A 13,473-nucleotide genomic window follows, 5' to 3' on the forward strand; every position below is an offset into this window, starting at 1 on the left:
CCTGATCAGGAGGTCTTGGCGTCCACCCAGGTGGCGCCGCTCTTGTCGAGCTTCTTGTAGGCGGTGAACGCGCCGTTCTGGACCTGGACGGTGATGTAGAGCGGGTCGGTCCGGTCGCCCTTCTCGTCGAAGGTGATCGGCCCGGTGATCCCCGGGAAGTCCTTGATCTTGTGGAGGGCGTCGGTGATCGCCGTGCCCTTGGTGGACCCCGCGTCGTCGATGGCCTTCGCGACGACCTTGACCGCGTCGTACTCGTACACCGAGAACGGCCCGGGGTCGGCGTTGCTCGCGGCCTTGTACGCCGAGACGAACTTCGCGGCGGCCGGCAGGTCCTTGGCGAGCGGCGCGGTCGTGGCGATGTAGCCGTCGGCCGCCGAGCCGGCGGTCTTCAGCACGGTCGAGTCGGTCGTCGCGTCCCCGCCCATCAGGGTGAACTTCAGCCCGAGCTGCTTGCGCTGCTTCATCAGCAGGCCGGCCTCGGCGAAGTAGCCGGTGAAGTACAGCACGTCCGGCTTGGCCGAGGCGATCTTCGTGAGGACCGGGCTGTAGTCGGACTGGCCGGGCTGCAGCGCGTCCTCGTAGACGACCTGCCCGCCCGACTGCTTCACCGAGTTCGCCGCCGCGTCCGCGAGGCCCTTGGCATAGGTCGTGTTGTCGTGCAGCAGCGCGATGCGCTTGGCGCCGAGCGGCCCGGTCATGAACTTGGCCGCGACCAGGCCCTGGTTGTCGTCCCGCCCGCAGGTGCGGAAGACCTTGCCCTTGCCGGTGTCGGTGAGGGACGGGTTGGTGGAGGCGTCCATCACGAACGGCACGCTGCGCCGCCCGTAGATCGGGATGGCGGGCACCGCGGCGCCCGAGCAGTAGCCGCCGGCGACCGCCACGACCTTGCTGTTGAGCAGCTTCTGCGCGGCCTGCGCGCCCTGCTGGGCGCTGCACTGGTCGTCCGCCTCGACGATCTGGATCTTGCGGCCGTCCACCCCGCCGGCCTTGTTGATCTCGTCGGCGGCGACCTTGGCGGCGGCGAGGATGTCCTGCCCGGCCGAGGCGGAGTCGCCGCTCAGCGGTGCCGGGACACCGATCTTGATGGCGCCGGAGCCGCCGGAGTCGTTCGAGCCGCAGGCCGCGGCGAGCGGGACGAGCAGCAGGCCGGCGCCCGCCGCGGTGCACAGGCGGAACCGTCGTCCGCGGTCCCGCGGTTTCAGTGGGGTCATCGGCGGCTCTCCGTCGCTCGTCGTCCGGGATGGTGAAAGCCTGAAACGTCGGGGCACGGGCGTCGAGACGGGCAAGCATGCGATCTCATGTAGTGATCGGTAAGCACCGCTTGCCCTTTCGGTCTCGACAGCGCGGCGGCGGGCTCGCGAGGATCTCCCCATGGCCGGTGTCCTGCTGCTTTCCGCGGCCGACGTGCGCGCGGTGTTCGACCTGCCCGCCGCGATCGCCTCGCAGCGGGCCGCGTTCGGCGCGCTCGGCCGAGGCGAGGCGCGGCTCGCGCCGCGGGTGCTGCTGGACGGCCCGGACGGCGACGTCGCGTTCAGCTACGTCTCCCGGCTGCCCGGCACGGGAGCGGTCGCCAAGTTCGGCAGCGTCAACCCCCGGAACGCGGCGCGCGGCCTCCCGACCGTGGCCGCGCTCGTCACCGTCCAGGACCCGGTGGACGGCCGGCCCGTCGCGATCATCGAGGGCGAGGCCGTGACGACGCTGCGCACGTCGGCGGCGAGCGCGGTGGCCGCCGGCCATCTCGCGGTGCCGGACGCGTCCCGGCTCGCGGTGATCGGCTGCGGCGTCCAGGGCCGCGCGCACGTCCGGGCGATGGCGATGGTCCGTCCCATCGGCCGGGTGACGGTGACCTGCCGTCATCCGGAGACCTGCACCGCGGCGTCCGAGCTCTCGGACGAACTGGAGATGCCGGTCGAGGCGGCGGCGTCCGCCCGCGCGGCCGTCGAGGGCGCGCAGATCGTCGTCACCGCCACCACCAGCCCGGAACCGGTGGTCCTCGGCTCCTGGCTCGACCCCGGCTGCACCGTCGTGAGCGTCGGCTCCTTCGCCCCGGACCGGACGGAGGTGGACGGAGAGACCCTCACCCGCGCCGCGTCCGTCGTGGTCGACGACGTGACGACCGCGCTGGAGCACGCCGGCCCGGTGGTGGCCGCCGTCCGCGCCGGCGTCCTGAACCCGGGCGAGGTCCGTCCGCTCGGCCCCATCGTCGCCGGTCTCGCCACCGGACGTGAGTCCGCCGCCGACATCGTCTTCTACAACAGCGTCGGCCTCGGCGTGCAGGACGCCGCGGCGGCCGCCGTCATCGTCGACCGCGCCCGGGACGCCGGAGCCGGCAGGCTCGTGGACCTCTGACCCGTCCCCCGCCGAGTACACTGGCCGTTCGATACAGCGAACGTGGCGGGCGACGGAGCGAGGGGCGGCGAGCGTGGGCGCGTCAGGGGAATCGGTGCGGGACGTGCTGGCCGGCAACCTGCGCCGAGCGCGGCTGGAACTCGGCCTGTCGCTGTCCGAGCTGTCCCGCCGCTCGAAGATCGGCAAGGCCACCCTTTCCCAGCTGGAGGCGGGGGCGGGCAATCCCACGATCGAGACGGTGTTCAGCCTGTCCCGCGCGCTGGAGGTCCCCATCTCCGACCTGCTGGACCACCAGGAGCGGTCCGGCCTCACGGTGGTCCGCGCCGCCGAGGTGGAGGTGCTCCGGGGCGAGGGCGTCGACCTGCGGCCGCTGCGCGGCATCGAGTCCGGCGGCGCCATGTTCGAGGTGTACGACCAGCAGGTCAGGGCCGGTCGCCGGCAGGACTCGCTCGGCCATGTCGGGACCGAGCACACGATCGTCCAGGCCGGGCGGCTCGCCGTTCGGGTGGACGACCGGGACGTGGAGCTCGGACCCGGCGACTACGTCAGCTTCGACGCGCGGCTCCCGCACAGCTACACCGCCGTCGAGGGGACCGTCCGCTCCGTGCTGCTCCTGCAATACGACGCTGACCAGCGGCTTCACGCGTCGCCCGCGGCTCCGTCGCACCTGGTCGAAACGCCCTGAATCCGGCACCGGCGACGCGTTGACATCACGCGCGGCGCGCGCTTACGCTCGGAATCGTTCGGTTTAACGAACGATGAACGGGAGGGGTGTATGCGGGTCGTGGTGCTGGGCGCCGGGATCGTCGGCGCGGCCTGCGCCCGCGAGCTGGCCCTCGCGGGCTGCGCGGTCACCGTCGTCGACCGCGGCGGCCCCGCCGCCGGGACCACGGCCCACGGCGAAGGCAACGTCCTGGTCTCCGACAAGGGGCCCGGCCCAGAGCTGGAACTGGCGAAGCTGTCGCGTGAGCTGTGGCCCGCGATCCTGGACGGCGACCCGAACACCGCCGGCGTCGAATGGGACGCCAAGGGCGGCATCGTCGTCGCGACCACCCCCGCGGGCGCCGGCGCGCTGGAGGAGTTCGCCGACGGCCAGCGCAAGGCCGGGGTCGCGGCCGAGGATCTCGACGCGGCCGCCCTCGCCGCCGCCGAACCCCACCTCACCAGGGCGTTCACCAAAGCCGTCCACTATCCCGAGGACGCGCAGGTCCAGCCCGCCGGCGCGGCCACCGCCCTGCTGGCCGCCGCCGTGCGCGCCGGCGCCGTCGTGCGGACCGGATGCGAGGTGCTCAGTGCGATCAGCAGCGGCGGCCGCATCACCGGCGCCCGGACCTCCGGCGGGACGATCGGCGGCGACGCCTTCGTCAACGCGGCCGGCCCATGGTCGGGACAGGTCGCCCGGCGGCTCGGCGTCCGGCTCGGCGTCCGGCCCCGCCGCGGCGAGGTCCTGGTGACCGCGCCGATGCCGCCGACCGTCTTCCACAAGGTCTACGACGCCGACTACGTGGGCGCCGTCGGCAGCGGCGCCGGCGAACTGCAGGCGTCCGCCGTCGTCGAGTCGACCCGCGCCGGGACCATCCTGCTCGGCTCCTCGCGCCGGCGCGTCGGTTTCGACGACCGGATCCGTCCCGAAGTGCTGTCGGTCATCGCGGCCAAGGCGCTGCGGCTGTTCCCGTCGCTGGCCGGCGTGGCCGTGATGCGGGCCTACGGCGGGTTCCGCCCTTACGTTTCCGACCACCTGCCCGTCATCGGCGCCGACCCGCACCTGGACGGCCTCTGGCACGCCACCGGGCACGAGGGCGCCGGGATCGGCCTCTCCACCGGGACCGCCGCCGTCCTGCGCGACCTGATGCTCGGCCGCGCGCCGGCGATCGACGCGGCCCCGTTCCGCGCGGACCGCCCCGCCGTCCAGACCGAAGGAGAGACCCCTTGAGCCCGCTGCGCATCACCGTGGACGGCGAACCCTTCACCGGCCGTGACGGCCAGACGATCGCCGGCGTGCTGCTGGCGTCCGGTCGCCGGGCCTGGCGGCGGGGCCCGTCCGGCGCGCCGCGCGGCGTCTTCTGCGGGATCGGCGTGTGCTTCGACTGCCTGGTCACCGTGAACGGCGTCCGGGACGTCCGGGCGTGCCGCCGCCGCGCCCACGACGGCGACGCCGTCACCACCCAGTCCCGCGCGGGCGAGGACGCCCGATGACCGCAGCGAAGCGAGGATCGTCGGGAGTCCGGGCCCGGGGGTCTGGGGGTCTGGGGGTCGCCCCCCAGAAAGGCAGGGCCCGATGAGCCGGCACGTCGTGATCGCCGGGGCGGGGCCCGCGGGCCTGTGCGCGGCGGCCGGAGCGCTGCGCGCGGGCGCGGAGGTGACGCTGGTCGATGCCGCTGAGAACCCCGGCGGCCAGATCCGTGCTTGGCGCGGCTTCGAACGGCTCCGCGACCACGTGCTCGGGCACCCGCGCTGCGACTGGTGGCCGGAGAGTTCGATCTGGTCGATCGAACGCGTCGGGGACGGCGCACCCCACGTCCATGTGCTGTGCGGCGAGATCGACGCGGCGGAACGGGACCGGCACGTCCTGCGACCGGACGCGCTGGTCCTCGCGCCCGGCGCGCACGACCGTGTCCTGCCGTTCCCCGGTTGGGAGCTGCCCGGCGTCTCCACGGCCGGAGCGGCGCAGGCGTTCGTGAAGGGGGAGGGCCTGGCCCTGGGCGACCGGACACTGATCGCCGGTTCCGGCCCGTTCCTCCTGCCGGTCGCCGCGACCCTGCTGGAGGCGGGGTCGCGCGTCCTGGCGGTGCTGGAGGCCAACCCCGCCGCGACCGTGGCGCGCGGCTGGACACGCCGCCCCTGGGAGCTGGCCTCCCAGCCCGGGAAGGCCGCCGAACTCGCCGGATACGCCGCGCTGCTGGCCCGGCACCGCGTCCCCTGCCGGACGGGCCGCGCCGTGATCGAGGCCCGGGGCGACGGGCGCGTCGAGGAGGCCGTCACGGCGCGGCTCCGCCCCGACTGGTCGATCGTCCCCGGCACCGAGAAGGTCATCGCGGTGGACGCGCTGTGCGTCACCCACGGATTCAGCCCGCGCCTCGAACTTCCCGTCGCGGCCGGGTGCCGGCTGCGCGCCGGCGCGTTCGTCGAGGTCGACGGCGAACAGCGCACCAGCGTCCCCGCCGTGTACGCGGCGGGCGAGATCACCGGGATCGCCGGAGCGCCGGCCGCCAGGACCGAGGGCCTCCTCGCCGGCTGGGCCGCCGGCGGCGGCTCCCCGGACGCCCCCGAGGCGGTGGCCGCGCGCCGCCGCCGCGATCAGGCCCGCGCCTTCGCCGCGCGTCTCGCCGCCGCGCACCCGATCGGCGCGGCCTGGCCCGGATGGCTGCGGCCGGACACGATCGTCTGCCGCTGCGAGGACACCGCCTATGGCACCCTCCAGCGCGCGGCCAGAGAGGACTCCGCGCACGCGGTGAAGCTCGCGACCCGCGCCGGCCTCGGCCCCTGCCAGGCCCGGATCTGCGGCCCCACGGTCGCCGAGCTGCGGTCGGGCGGGAACCCCCACCACCGGCCGATCGCCCAGCCGATCAGGCTCGGCGAACTCGCGAAACCCCCAGTTGAGAACCCCGATAAGAAAGAGAGCGCCCGATGAGCGACAGCAAGCTCCAGAGCCTCGGCGGCGTCATCGTGGCGACGGCGCTGCCCTACCGCGAGGACGCCGCCGCCCCCGCCGGGCTCGCCGTCGACTACGACCGCTACGCCGAGCACTGCCGCTGGCTCGTCGGCAGCGGCTGCCGCGGCGTCGGCCCCAACGGCTCCCTCGGCGAGTACTCCTCGCTGACCGACGACGAGCGCCGCCGGGTCGCCCGCACCGCCGTCGAAGCCGTAGGCAGGGACGGCGTCGTCGTGGTCGGCGTGCACGGCCCCGGCTCCCACCAGGCCAGGCACTGGACGGAGATCGCCGCCGAGGACGGCGCGGACGGCGTCCTCTGCCTGCCGCCGACGATGTACCGGGCCAACCGCGGCGAGGTCGTCGCGCACTACGAGGCGGTCGCGTCCGTCGGCCTGCCGGTCATGGTCTACAACAACCCGATCGACACGAAGGTCGACCTCACCCCGGACCTGCTCGCCGAGATCGCCCAGATCGACAATGTCGTGGCGGTGAAGGAGTTCTCCGGCGACGTGCGCCGCGTCCTGGAGATCAAGGAGAAGGCCCCCGGCCTGGAGGTCGTCGCGGGCGCCGACGACGTCACCCTCGAAGCGCTGCTGATGGGCGCGACCGGCTGGTTCGCGGGCTTCCCCAACGTGTTCCCCGCCGAGTCGGCGCTGCTCTACGAGCTGGCCACCACCGGGAGGCTGGCGGAGGCGCGCGCCCTGTACGAGCCGCTCGTCGCCGCGTTCCGCTGGGACTCGCGGACCGAGTTCGTCCAGGCCATCAAGCTCGGCATGGAGCAGGTCGGCCGGTACGGCGGCCCCTGCCGCCCGCCGCGCGGCCCGCTCGTCCCCGAGCACCGCGCCGCCGTCACCGCCGACATGGCCCGCGCCGTCGAGGCGCTCGCGCGGCGGCAGGCCGCCTGATGCGCTCGGCCCGGTCGATCACCGCGGTCGACTCGCACACCGAGGGGATGCCGACCCGCGTCGTCACCGGCGGCGTCGCGCCCATCCCGGGCGCCACCATGGCCGAACGCCGCCGCCACGCCGCCGAGCACCTGGACGGGCTGCGCCGCTTCCTCATGGACGAGCCGCGCGGCCACCCCGCGATGAGCGGCGCGCTGCTGCAGCCGCCCACCCGGCCGGACGCCGACTGGGGCGTCGTGTACATCGAGGTCAGCGGCTTACTGCCGATGTGCGGGCACGGCACCATCGGCGTCGCGACCGTGCTGGTCGAGACCGGGATGGTGGAGGTGACCGAGCCGGAGACGATCGTGCGGCTGGACACCCCGGCCGGGCTCGTCGAGGCTCGGGTCGCCGTCCGCGACGGCGTCGCCGAGAACGTGACGCTCCGCAACATCGCCTCCTTCGCGCTCCGGCAGGACGCCGTCGTGGCCGTGCCGGGGCTCGGCGACGTCCGCTACGACATGGCGTACGGCGGCAACTTCTACGCCATCACCGGGCTGGAACCCCTCGGCCTGCCGTTCGACCGGGCCCGCAAGGACGACATCCTCGCCGCCGGGCTCGCGATCATGGCGGCGATCAACGAGACCGACCGTCCCCTCCACCCCGCCGACCCGCTGATCGGAGGCTGCAAGCACGTCCAGTTCCTCGCGCCCGGCTCGGACGCGAAGCACTCCCGCAACGCCATGGCGATCCACCCGGGCTGGTTCGACCGCTCGCCGTGCGGCACCGGCACGTCCGCCCGGATGGCGCAGCTCCATGCGCGCGGCGAACTGCCGCTGCACACCGAGTTCGTCAACGAGTCGTTCATCGGCACCCGCTTCACCGGGCGCCTCGTCGGCACCGCCGAGGCCGGCGGCCTCCCGGCGGTGATCCCGGAGTTCACCGGGCGGGCATGGATCACCGGCACCGCCACCTACCTGCTCGACCCCGCCGACCCCTTCCCCGAGGGCTTCGTCCTCTAGACGCGGGGCCCTCCGGCCGGCTCCTCACGAGCCCTTCACGGCGGCCTGGCCGCCGCAGTCACCACATCGCCAGTCCCCTGCACCCAGTCGGGAGGGACCTTCATGTCCCAAGCCATGCCGAAAACACGACCGCCCCGGGGTCCGGCCGGAACCGGGCTGTTCACCCGCGCGGGCATCTTCCGCCTGAAGCCCGTCGACTCGTCGGAGGAGGAGACCGAGGGCGGCCTCCGCCGCACCATGGGGCTGTGGCAGCTCGTCGCGCTCAGCCTCGGCGGGCTGGTCGGCGCCGGTGTGTTCTCGCTCGCCGGCGTCGTGGCCCACGACGACGCCGGGCCCGGCGTGATGATCTCGTTCCTGATCGCCATCATCGCCAGCGCCGCCGCCGCGCTCTGCTACGCCGAGTTCGCCGGCACGATCCCGAAGGCCGGCTCCGCCTACACCTACTCCTACGCGGCGCTCGGCGAGGCGGTCGGCTGGGCGATCGGGTGGGACCTGCTGCTGGAGTACACCGCGATCGTCGCCGTCGTCGCGATCGCCATCTCCGGCTATCTGTCCTACATCCTCGACCAGGTCGGCCTCGACCTCCCGCACTGGGCGCTCGGCGCGCCCGGCACCGGCGCCGGCCACAAGGTCGACCTGTTCGCGGCGCTGCTGTGCCTGCTGCTGGCCTTCGTGCTGTCGCGCGGGACGAAGGAGTCCGCGCGGTTCGAGACGATCCTCGTCGTGGTCAAGCTCGGCATCGTCGCGCTGGTGATCGTCGCGGGCGCGTTCCACGTCTCCGCCGGCAACTTCAGCCCGTTCCTGCCGTTCGGCGTCGGCGGCGCCATCACCGGGGCCGCCACCACGTTCTTCGCCGTGTACGGCTACGACGCGATGAGCGCGGCGGCGGAGGAGAGCGCCGAGGCCAAGAAGGTGCTGCCGAAGGCGATCGTCATCTCGCTGGCCATCGCCGCGGTCATCTACCTGCTGGTCTGCATCGTCCTGCTCGGCATGCAGGACTACCGGCACATCGACGTCAAGAGCCCGTTCTCCAGCGCGCTCGCCTCCGTCGGACTGGCCGGCCTCGGCACCGTCGTCGCGGTCGGCGCCGTCGTCGGCATCACCACCTCCGCGCTCGCGAACATGCTGGCCGTGACCCGCGTCTGGTTCTCGATGAGCCGGGACGGCCTGCTGCCCGCCTACTTCGCCCGGAACCACCCGAGGCGTCAGGTGCCGACCCGCGTCATCTGGCTCGTCGGCGTCGGCTCGGCGGTCATCGCCGGGTTCCTGCCGATCAAGGAGGCCGCCGACCTCACCAACATCGGCATCCTGATGGCGTTCATCGTGGTCGCGATCGCCGTGATGGTGATGCGCCGCACCCGCCCGGACCTGCCGCGCTCGTTTCGCACCCCGCTGGTGCCGCTGGTGCCGCTGATCGGCATCGCCTTCTCGATCTGGCTCATCGCCAACCTCGACTGGATCACCTGGGCCCGGTTCGTGGTCTGGATGCTGCTCGGCCTGGTCGTCTACATCTTCTACGGGTACCGGAACTCGGTGGAGAACCGGGCCCCGGAGACCGCCCGCACCGCCCCGGGCCCCAAGGACGAAGGGAGCACCTCATGACACCGGACCAGGCCGTGTCCGCCGCAGTGTCCGCCGCGGCCGGCTGGGCCGCCGCCCCGCCCGCGGAGCGCGCCGGGCACCTGACCGCGATCGCGGACGCGCTGGAGGCCGCCCGGGAGGAACTGGTCGCGCTCGCCGACGAGGAGACCCGTCTCGGCGGGCCGAGGCTGAACGGCGAGCTGACCCGGACCACGTTCCAGCTGAGGCTGTTCGCCGAGCAGGTGCTGGACGGCGCCTTCTACGACGCCCGGATCGACCGGCCGGATCCCGACTGGCCCACCGGGCCCCGCCCCGACCTGCGCCGCTACCGGATGGCGGCGGGCCCGGTGCTGGTGTTCGCGGCGAGCAACTTCCCGTTCGCGTTCAGCGTCGCCGGCGGCGACACCGCGTCGGCGTGGGCGGCGGGCTGCCCCGTCGTGGTCAAGGCCCACCCCGGCCATCCCCGGCTGTCCCGCCGGACGGCCGAGGCGATCGCCGGGTCCGGGCTCCCCGCCGGCGTGTTCGGCCTGATCGAGGGCGAGGACGCGGGCGTCGCGGCGCTGCGGCACCCCGGCATCGCCGCCGCCGCGTTCACCGGCTCCCAGCGGGGCGGCCTCGCCCTCGCGAGGATCGCCGCGGAGCGTCCGGTGCCGATCCCGTTCTACGGCGAGATGGGCAGCGTCAACCCGTCCGTGGTGACGCCCGGGGCCGCCCGGGCCCGCGCCGAGGAGATCGCCAGGGGGTACACGGCGTCCCTCACGCTGGGCGCGGGCCAGTTCTGCACCAATCCCGGCCTGCTGTTCGCGCCCGCCGGGCTGCTGGACGAGATCACCGCGCATCTCCGCGAGATCGCCGGCGCCCCGATGCTGAACGAGCGCATCAGGTCCGGGTTCCTGGCGGCGGCGGGCGCGCTGGGCGTGCGTCCCGGCGTGCGCCGTCTCGTGTGGCCGGACGACGAGACCTCGCCGGAGCCCCGCCTGCTCACCATGGATCTGGAGGCGTTCAAGGACGACGTCGACGCGGCGGGGGAGGAGTGCTTCGGGCCGCTCGGCCTCGTCGTCACCTACGAACGGCTCCCCGACGTCACGGACGTCCTCGCGGGCCTGCCCGGTCAGCTGACCACCTCGCTGCACGCCGAGCAGGACGAGACCGGCGACCTCGGGGCGCTCGCCGCCGTGCTCGCCGACCGCAGCGGCCGCGTCCTGTGGAACCAGTGGCCCACCGGCGTCTCGGTCACGCACGCGATGCAGCACGGCGGCCCGTACCCGGCCACGACGGCGCCCGCCACCACCTCGGTCGGCACGGCCGCGATCGAGCGGTTCCTGCGGCCGGTCGCCTACCAGGGCTGGCCGCAGGACCTCCTGCCGCCGCCACTGCGAGACGGCAATCCGTGGAAGGTCCCGCAGGCCGTCCGGTGACCGGGCCCGTCCGATAGGCGCCTGCGGCGCACGTGTCGCGGGGGAGGGTCAGCCGGCCCAGACGGTCTTGGTGTTGCAGAACGCGTGCAGGCCCTCCTCCGACAGCTCCCGCCCGTACCCGGAGCGCTTCACCCCGCCGAACGGGAGCTCGGGATAGGACGTCACCATCCCGTTGATGAAGACCTGCCCGGCGTCCAGCTCCCGGACGAACCGCTCCCGCTCGACGTCGTCGCGCGTCCAGGCGTTGGAGCCGAGGCCGAACCCCGTCGCGTTCGCGACCTCGACCGCCTCCGACACCCCGCGCACGCGGAACAGCGACGCGACCGGCCCGAAGACCTCCTCGTGGTACATGCGCATCTCGGGCGTCACGCCGGAGATCACGGTCGGCGGGTAGAACCAGCCGGGCCCGTCCGGGCGCTCGCCGCCGCACAGCACCGTCGCGCCCTTGGCCACCGCGTCGGTGACCAGGTCCTCGACGTCGGCGCGCCCCTCCTCGCTGACTAGGGGGCCGATGTCGGTGGAGTCGTCCATCGGGTCGCCGACCTTCTTCGCGCGCATGTTCTCGACGAAGAGCCGCTCGAACTCGTCCGCGCAGTCGATGCCGGCGATGAACCGCTTCGCCGAGATGCAGCTCTGCCCGTTGTTGAGGCAGCGGGACTCCGCCGCCTCGATGTCGGCGGACGGCATCACCACGAACGGGTCGCTTCCGCCCAGCTCCAGCACGGTCGGCTTGACCTCGTCCCCGGCGATCGCGGCGACCGACCGTCCCGCCGGCTCGCTGCCGGTGAGCGTCGCCGCCCTCACCCGCGGGTCGCGCAGCACCCGCTCGACCTTGGACGAGCCGATCAGCAGGGTCTGGAAGGCGCCCTCGGGGAAACCGGCGCGCCGGAACAGGTCCTCCAGGAACAGCGCCGTCTGCGGGACGTTCGAGGAGTGCTTCAGCAGCCCCACGTTCCCCGCCATCAGGCCCGGCGCGGCGAACCTGATCACCTGCCACAGAGGGAAGTTCCACGGCATTATCGCCAGCACCGGCCCGAGCGGCTGGTAGCGGACATAGGCGTCCCGCGCTCCCACCGCCGCCGCGTCGGCGGGACGCCGGTCGGCGAGGAACTCCGCCGCGTGCCCGGCGTAGAACCGGCACGCCTTGGCGCATTTCTGCGCCTCCGCCCCGGCGGCCTTCAGCGTCTTGCCCATCTCCGTCGTCAGCATGGCGGCGATCTGGTCGGCCTCCCGGTCGAGGATGTCCGCCGCCGCGTTCATCCACTCCGCGCGCTGCTCCACCCCCGTCGTGCGGTAGGAGGCGAACGTGTTCGCCGCCCGTGCGATGCGCCGGTCGACCTCCTCGTCGGTCAGCGCGTCGAAGGTCTTCTCGACCTCGCCCGTCGCGGGATTGGTCGTGGCGATCGTCGTCATGTCGGGATGCTCCCTGGGTGTCCGTCTTGTTCACCCGGGAGGTGCCCGTGGCGCGCTCCAGGAAACGCCTTGCCGGGCCCCCGCTCAGGCGGGGATCACGCACACCGGGGAGGGGATGCGCAGCGGCGCCCCCGCCGGCACCGGGACACCGTCATCGCCGATGCGGAACGTCGCGATCGTGTCGCTCCGCTCGTTGGCCACGTGCATCCACCCGCCGTCCACGTGCAGGTCGCGGGGCCAGTGACCGCCGGACGGGACGTCGGCGAGCGGCCTGAGCGCCGCGCCGCCGTCGAGCACCCGGTGCACCGTCACCACATCGGTGCCGCGCATCGACGTGTACACGTACCGGCCGCCGTCGCCGAGCTTGATCGCCGCGCCCTGCGCGCGGTCACCCGCCGGATCCGCCGTCGCGGGCGACTCCGCCGCGATCTCCAGCCGCGCGTACCCGTCCGCCGGCCGCAGCACCAGCACGGTCGCCGCCAGTTCGGTGAGCACGTGCACGTACCCGCCCGGGTGGACGACCAGATGCCGTGGCCCGCACCCGGCCGGCATGGCCGTCTCCCCGACGAGCCGCAGGGAGCCGTCGTCGATCCGGAAGGACCGCACGAGATCCGCCCCCAGGTCGGTCGCGAGCACGGTGCCGTCCGGTGCGTGGGCGGTCGCGTGGGCGTGCGGGCCCTCCTGGCGGTCGGCCCTCGGCCCGCTCCCGTGCCCCTCGGCCACGGCGGGATCGCCGGTGAAACCGCCGTCCGGGCCGAGCGGGACGGCCCGGACCGTCCCGGACCCGTAGTCGGCGACGAGCAGACGGCCGCCGTCCGGTGCCACGGACAGATGACACGGCAGCGCCCCCGCCCGGCGCGTTCCGAACTGCCGCAGCCCCGAGCCGGTCACCTCGTAGGCGAGAACCCCGCCCCCGTCCTCCTCCCGCACCGCGTACAGGACGTTCGCGGCCGGATGGACCGCCAGGTACGACGGGCACACCGCCTCGGCGGCGAGCCCGAGCGCCTCCAGCGAGCCGTCCGCCCGCCGCGCCACCCGGTAGATTCCGGCGCCGCCGCCGGCCTCTCCGGTGTACGTGCCCACCCAGAACGCCCGCTCGCTCACCCGGGACTCCCCTCGAAACGCGCTCCACCCGCCCTCGGACGGTCGAGGGC

The 13,473-nt window shown here is 73.9% G+C and carries 12 protein-coding genes; 9 read left to right on the forward strand and 3 right to left on the reverse strand.

The window, feature by feature from the left end; all coding sequences use genetic code 11:
* Positions 1-5 precede the first annotated feature (5 nt).
* Positions 6-1,211, reverse strand: coding sequence for a branched-chain amino acid ABC transporter substrate-binding protein (locus ACQPZP_RS21550; RefSeq protein WP_433479396.1), 1,206 nt, complete (start codon positions 1,209-1,211; stop codon positions 6-8).
* A gap of 160 nt (positions 1,212-1,371) precedes the next feature.
* On the opposite strand from ACQPZP_RS21550, the gene ACQPZP_RS21555 reads away from it, so the two are divergent.
* From ACQPZP_RS21555 to ACQPZP_RS21595, 9 genes are all read left to right on the forward strand, one after another.
* Positions 1,372-2,349 (forward strand): ornithine cyclodeaminase family protein, encoded by a 978-nt coding sequence (locus ACQPZP_RS21555; RefSeq protein WP_433479397.1) that lies wholly within the window; start codon positions 1,372-1,374, stop codon positions 2,347-2,349.
* A 73-nt stretch (positions 2,350-2,422) separates the two neighbouring features.
* Complete coding sequence (locus ACQPZP_RS21560) at positions 2,423-3,034, forward strand: helix-turn-helix domain-containing protein (protein WP_433479398.1); 612 nt, start codon at positions 2,423-2,425, stop codon at positions 3,032-3,034.
* A 90-nt stretch (positions 3,035-3,124) separates the two neighbouring features.
* Positions 3,125-4,282: an NAD(P)/FAD-dependent oxidoreductase gene (locus tag ACQPZP_RS21565; RefSeq protein WP_433479399.1), complete on the forward strand. Its 1,158-nt coding sequence runs from the start codon at positions 3,125-3,127 to the stop codon at positions 4,280-4,282.
* Positions 4,279-4,545, forward strand: coding sequence for a (2Fe-2S)-binding protein (locus tag ACQPZP_RS21570; protein WP_433469657.1), 267 nt, complete (start codon positions 4,279-4,281; stop codon positions 4,543-4,545). Before ACQPZP_RS21565 ends, ACQPZP_RS21570 begins: the two co-directional genes overlap by 4 nt.
* 82 nt (positions 4,546-4,627) lie before the next feature.
* Entirely contained in the window at positions 4,628-5,980 is a 1,353-nt protein-coding gene (locus tag ACQPZP_RS21575) for an NAD(P)/FAD-dependent oxidoreductase (protein ID WP_433479400.1), read from the forward strand.
* Positions 5,977-6,906 (forward strand): dihydrodipicolinate synthase family protein, encoded by a 930-nt coding sequence (locus ACQPZP_RS21580; RefSeq protein ID WP_433479401.1) that lies wholly within the window; start codon positions 5,977-5,979, stop codon positions 6,904-6,906. Before ACQPZP_RS21575 ends, ACQPZP_RS21580 begins: the two co-directional genes overlap by 4 nt.
* On the forward strand, positions 6,906-7,907 hold the full coding sequence (locus ACQPZP_RS21585) for a proline racemase family protein (protein ID WP_433479402.1): 1,002 nt from the start codon (positions 6,906-6,908) through the stop codon (positions 7,905-7,907). Before ACQPZP_RS21580 ends, ACQPZP_RS21585 begins: the two co-directional genes overlap by 1 nt.
* A gap of 114 nt (positions 7,908-8,021) precedes the next feature.
* The gene (locus ACQPZP_RS21590; protein ID WP_433479403.1) at positions 8,022-9,509 is read left to right on the forward strand and encodes an amino acid permease; all 1,488 of its coding nucleotides are present in this window, start codon (positions 8,022-8,024) and stop codon (positions 9,507-9,509) included.
* Positions 9,506-10,906 carry an aldehyde dehydrogenase (NADP(+)) gene (locus tag ACQPZP_RS21595; RefSeq protein ID WP_433479404.1) on the forward strand — a complete coding sequence of 467 codons (1,401 nt, stop codon included), beginning with the start codon at positions 9,506-9,508 and terminating at the stop codon, positions 10,904-10,906. Before ACQPZP_RS21590 ends, ACQPZP_RS21595 begins: the two co-directional genes overlap by 4 nt.
* A 48-nt stretch (positions 10,907-10,954) precedes the next feature.
* On the opposite strand, the gene ACQPZP_RS21600 is transcribed toward ACQPZP_RS21595, so the two are convergent.
* Positions 10,955-12,319 carry an NADP-dependent succinic semialdehyde dehydrogenase gene (locus tag ACQPZP_RS21600; RefSeq protein ID WP_433479405.1) on the reverse strand — a complete coding sequence of 455 codons (1,365 nt, stop codon included), beginning with the start codon at positions 12,317-12,319 and terminating at the stop codon, positions 10,955-10,957.
* Between the two features lie 84 nt (positions 12,320-12,403).
* Positions 12,404-13,423, reverse strand: a complete 1,020-nt coding sequence (locus ACQPZP_RS21605; RefSeq protein WP_433479406.1) for a lactonase family protein — start codon at positions 13,421-13,423, stop codon at positions 12,404-12,406.
* Positions 13,424-13,473: the final 50 nt, after the last annotated feature.

This window comes from Spirillospora sp. CA-142024, from assembly GCF_050942325.1.
Taxonomy (GTDB): Bacteria; Actinomycetota; Actinomycetes; order Streptosporangiales; family Streptosporangiaceae; genus Spirillospora.

What these genes read in the sequence shown, in the direction of transcription:
- ACQPZP_RS21550 (WP_433479396.1), bottom strand. Translation starts at nt 1,211, where the DNA reads ATGACCCCACTGAAACCGCGGGACCGCGGACGACGGTTCCGCCTGTGC.
- ACQPZP_RS21555 (WP_433479397.1), top strand. Translation starts at nt 1,372, where the DNA reads ATGGCCGGTGTCCTGCTGCTTTCCGCGGCCGACGTGCGCGCGGTGTTC.
- ACQPZP_RS21565 (WP_433479399.1), top strand. Translation starts at nt 3,125, where the DNA reads ATGCGGGTCGTGGTGCTGGGCGCCGGGATCGTCGGCGCGGCCTGCGCC.
- ACQPZP_RS21575 (WP_433479400.1), top strand. Translation starts at nt 4,628, where the DNA reads ATGAGCCGGCACGTCGTGATCGCCGGGGCGGGGCCCGCGGGCCTGTGC.
- ACQPZP_RS21580 (WP_433479401.1), top strand. Translation starts at nt 5,977, where the DNA reads ATGAGCGACAGCAAGCTCCAGAGCCTCGGCGGCGTCATCGTGGCGACG.
- ACQPZP_RS21585 (WP_433479402.1), top strand. Translation starts at nt 6,906, where the DNA reads ATGCGCTCGGCCCGGTCGATCACCGCGGTCGACTCGCACACCGAGGGG.
- ACQPZP_RS21590 (WP_433479403.1), top strand. Translation starts at nt 8,022, where the DNA reads ATGCCGAAAACACGACCGCCCCGGGGTCCGGCCGGAACCGGGCTGTTC.
- ACQPZP_RS21595 (WP_433479404.1), top strand. Translation starts at nt 9,506, where the DNA reads ATGACACCGGACCAGGCCGTGTCCGCCGCAGTGTCCGCCGCGGCCGGC.
- ACQPZP_RS21600 (WP_433479405.1), bottom strand. Translation starts at nt 12,319, where the DNA reads ATGACGACGATCGCCACGACCAATCCCGCGACGGGCGAGGTCGAGAAG.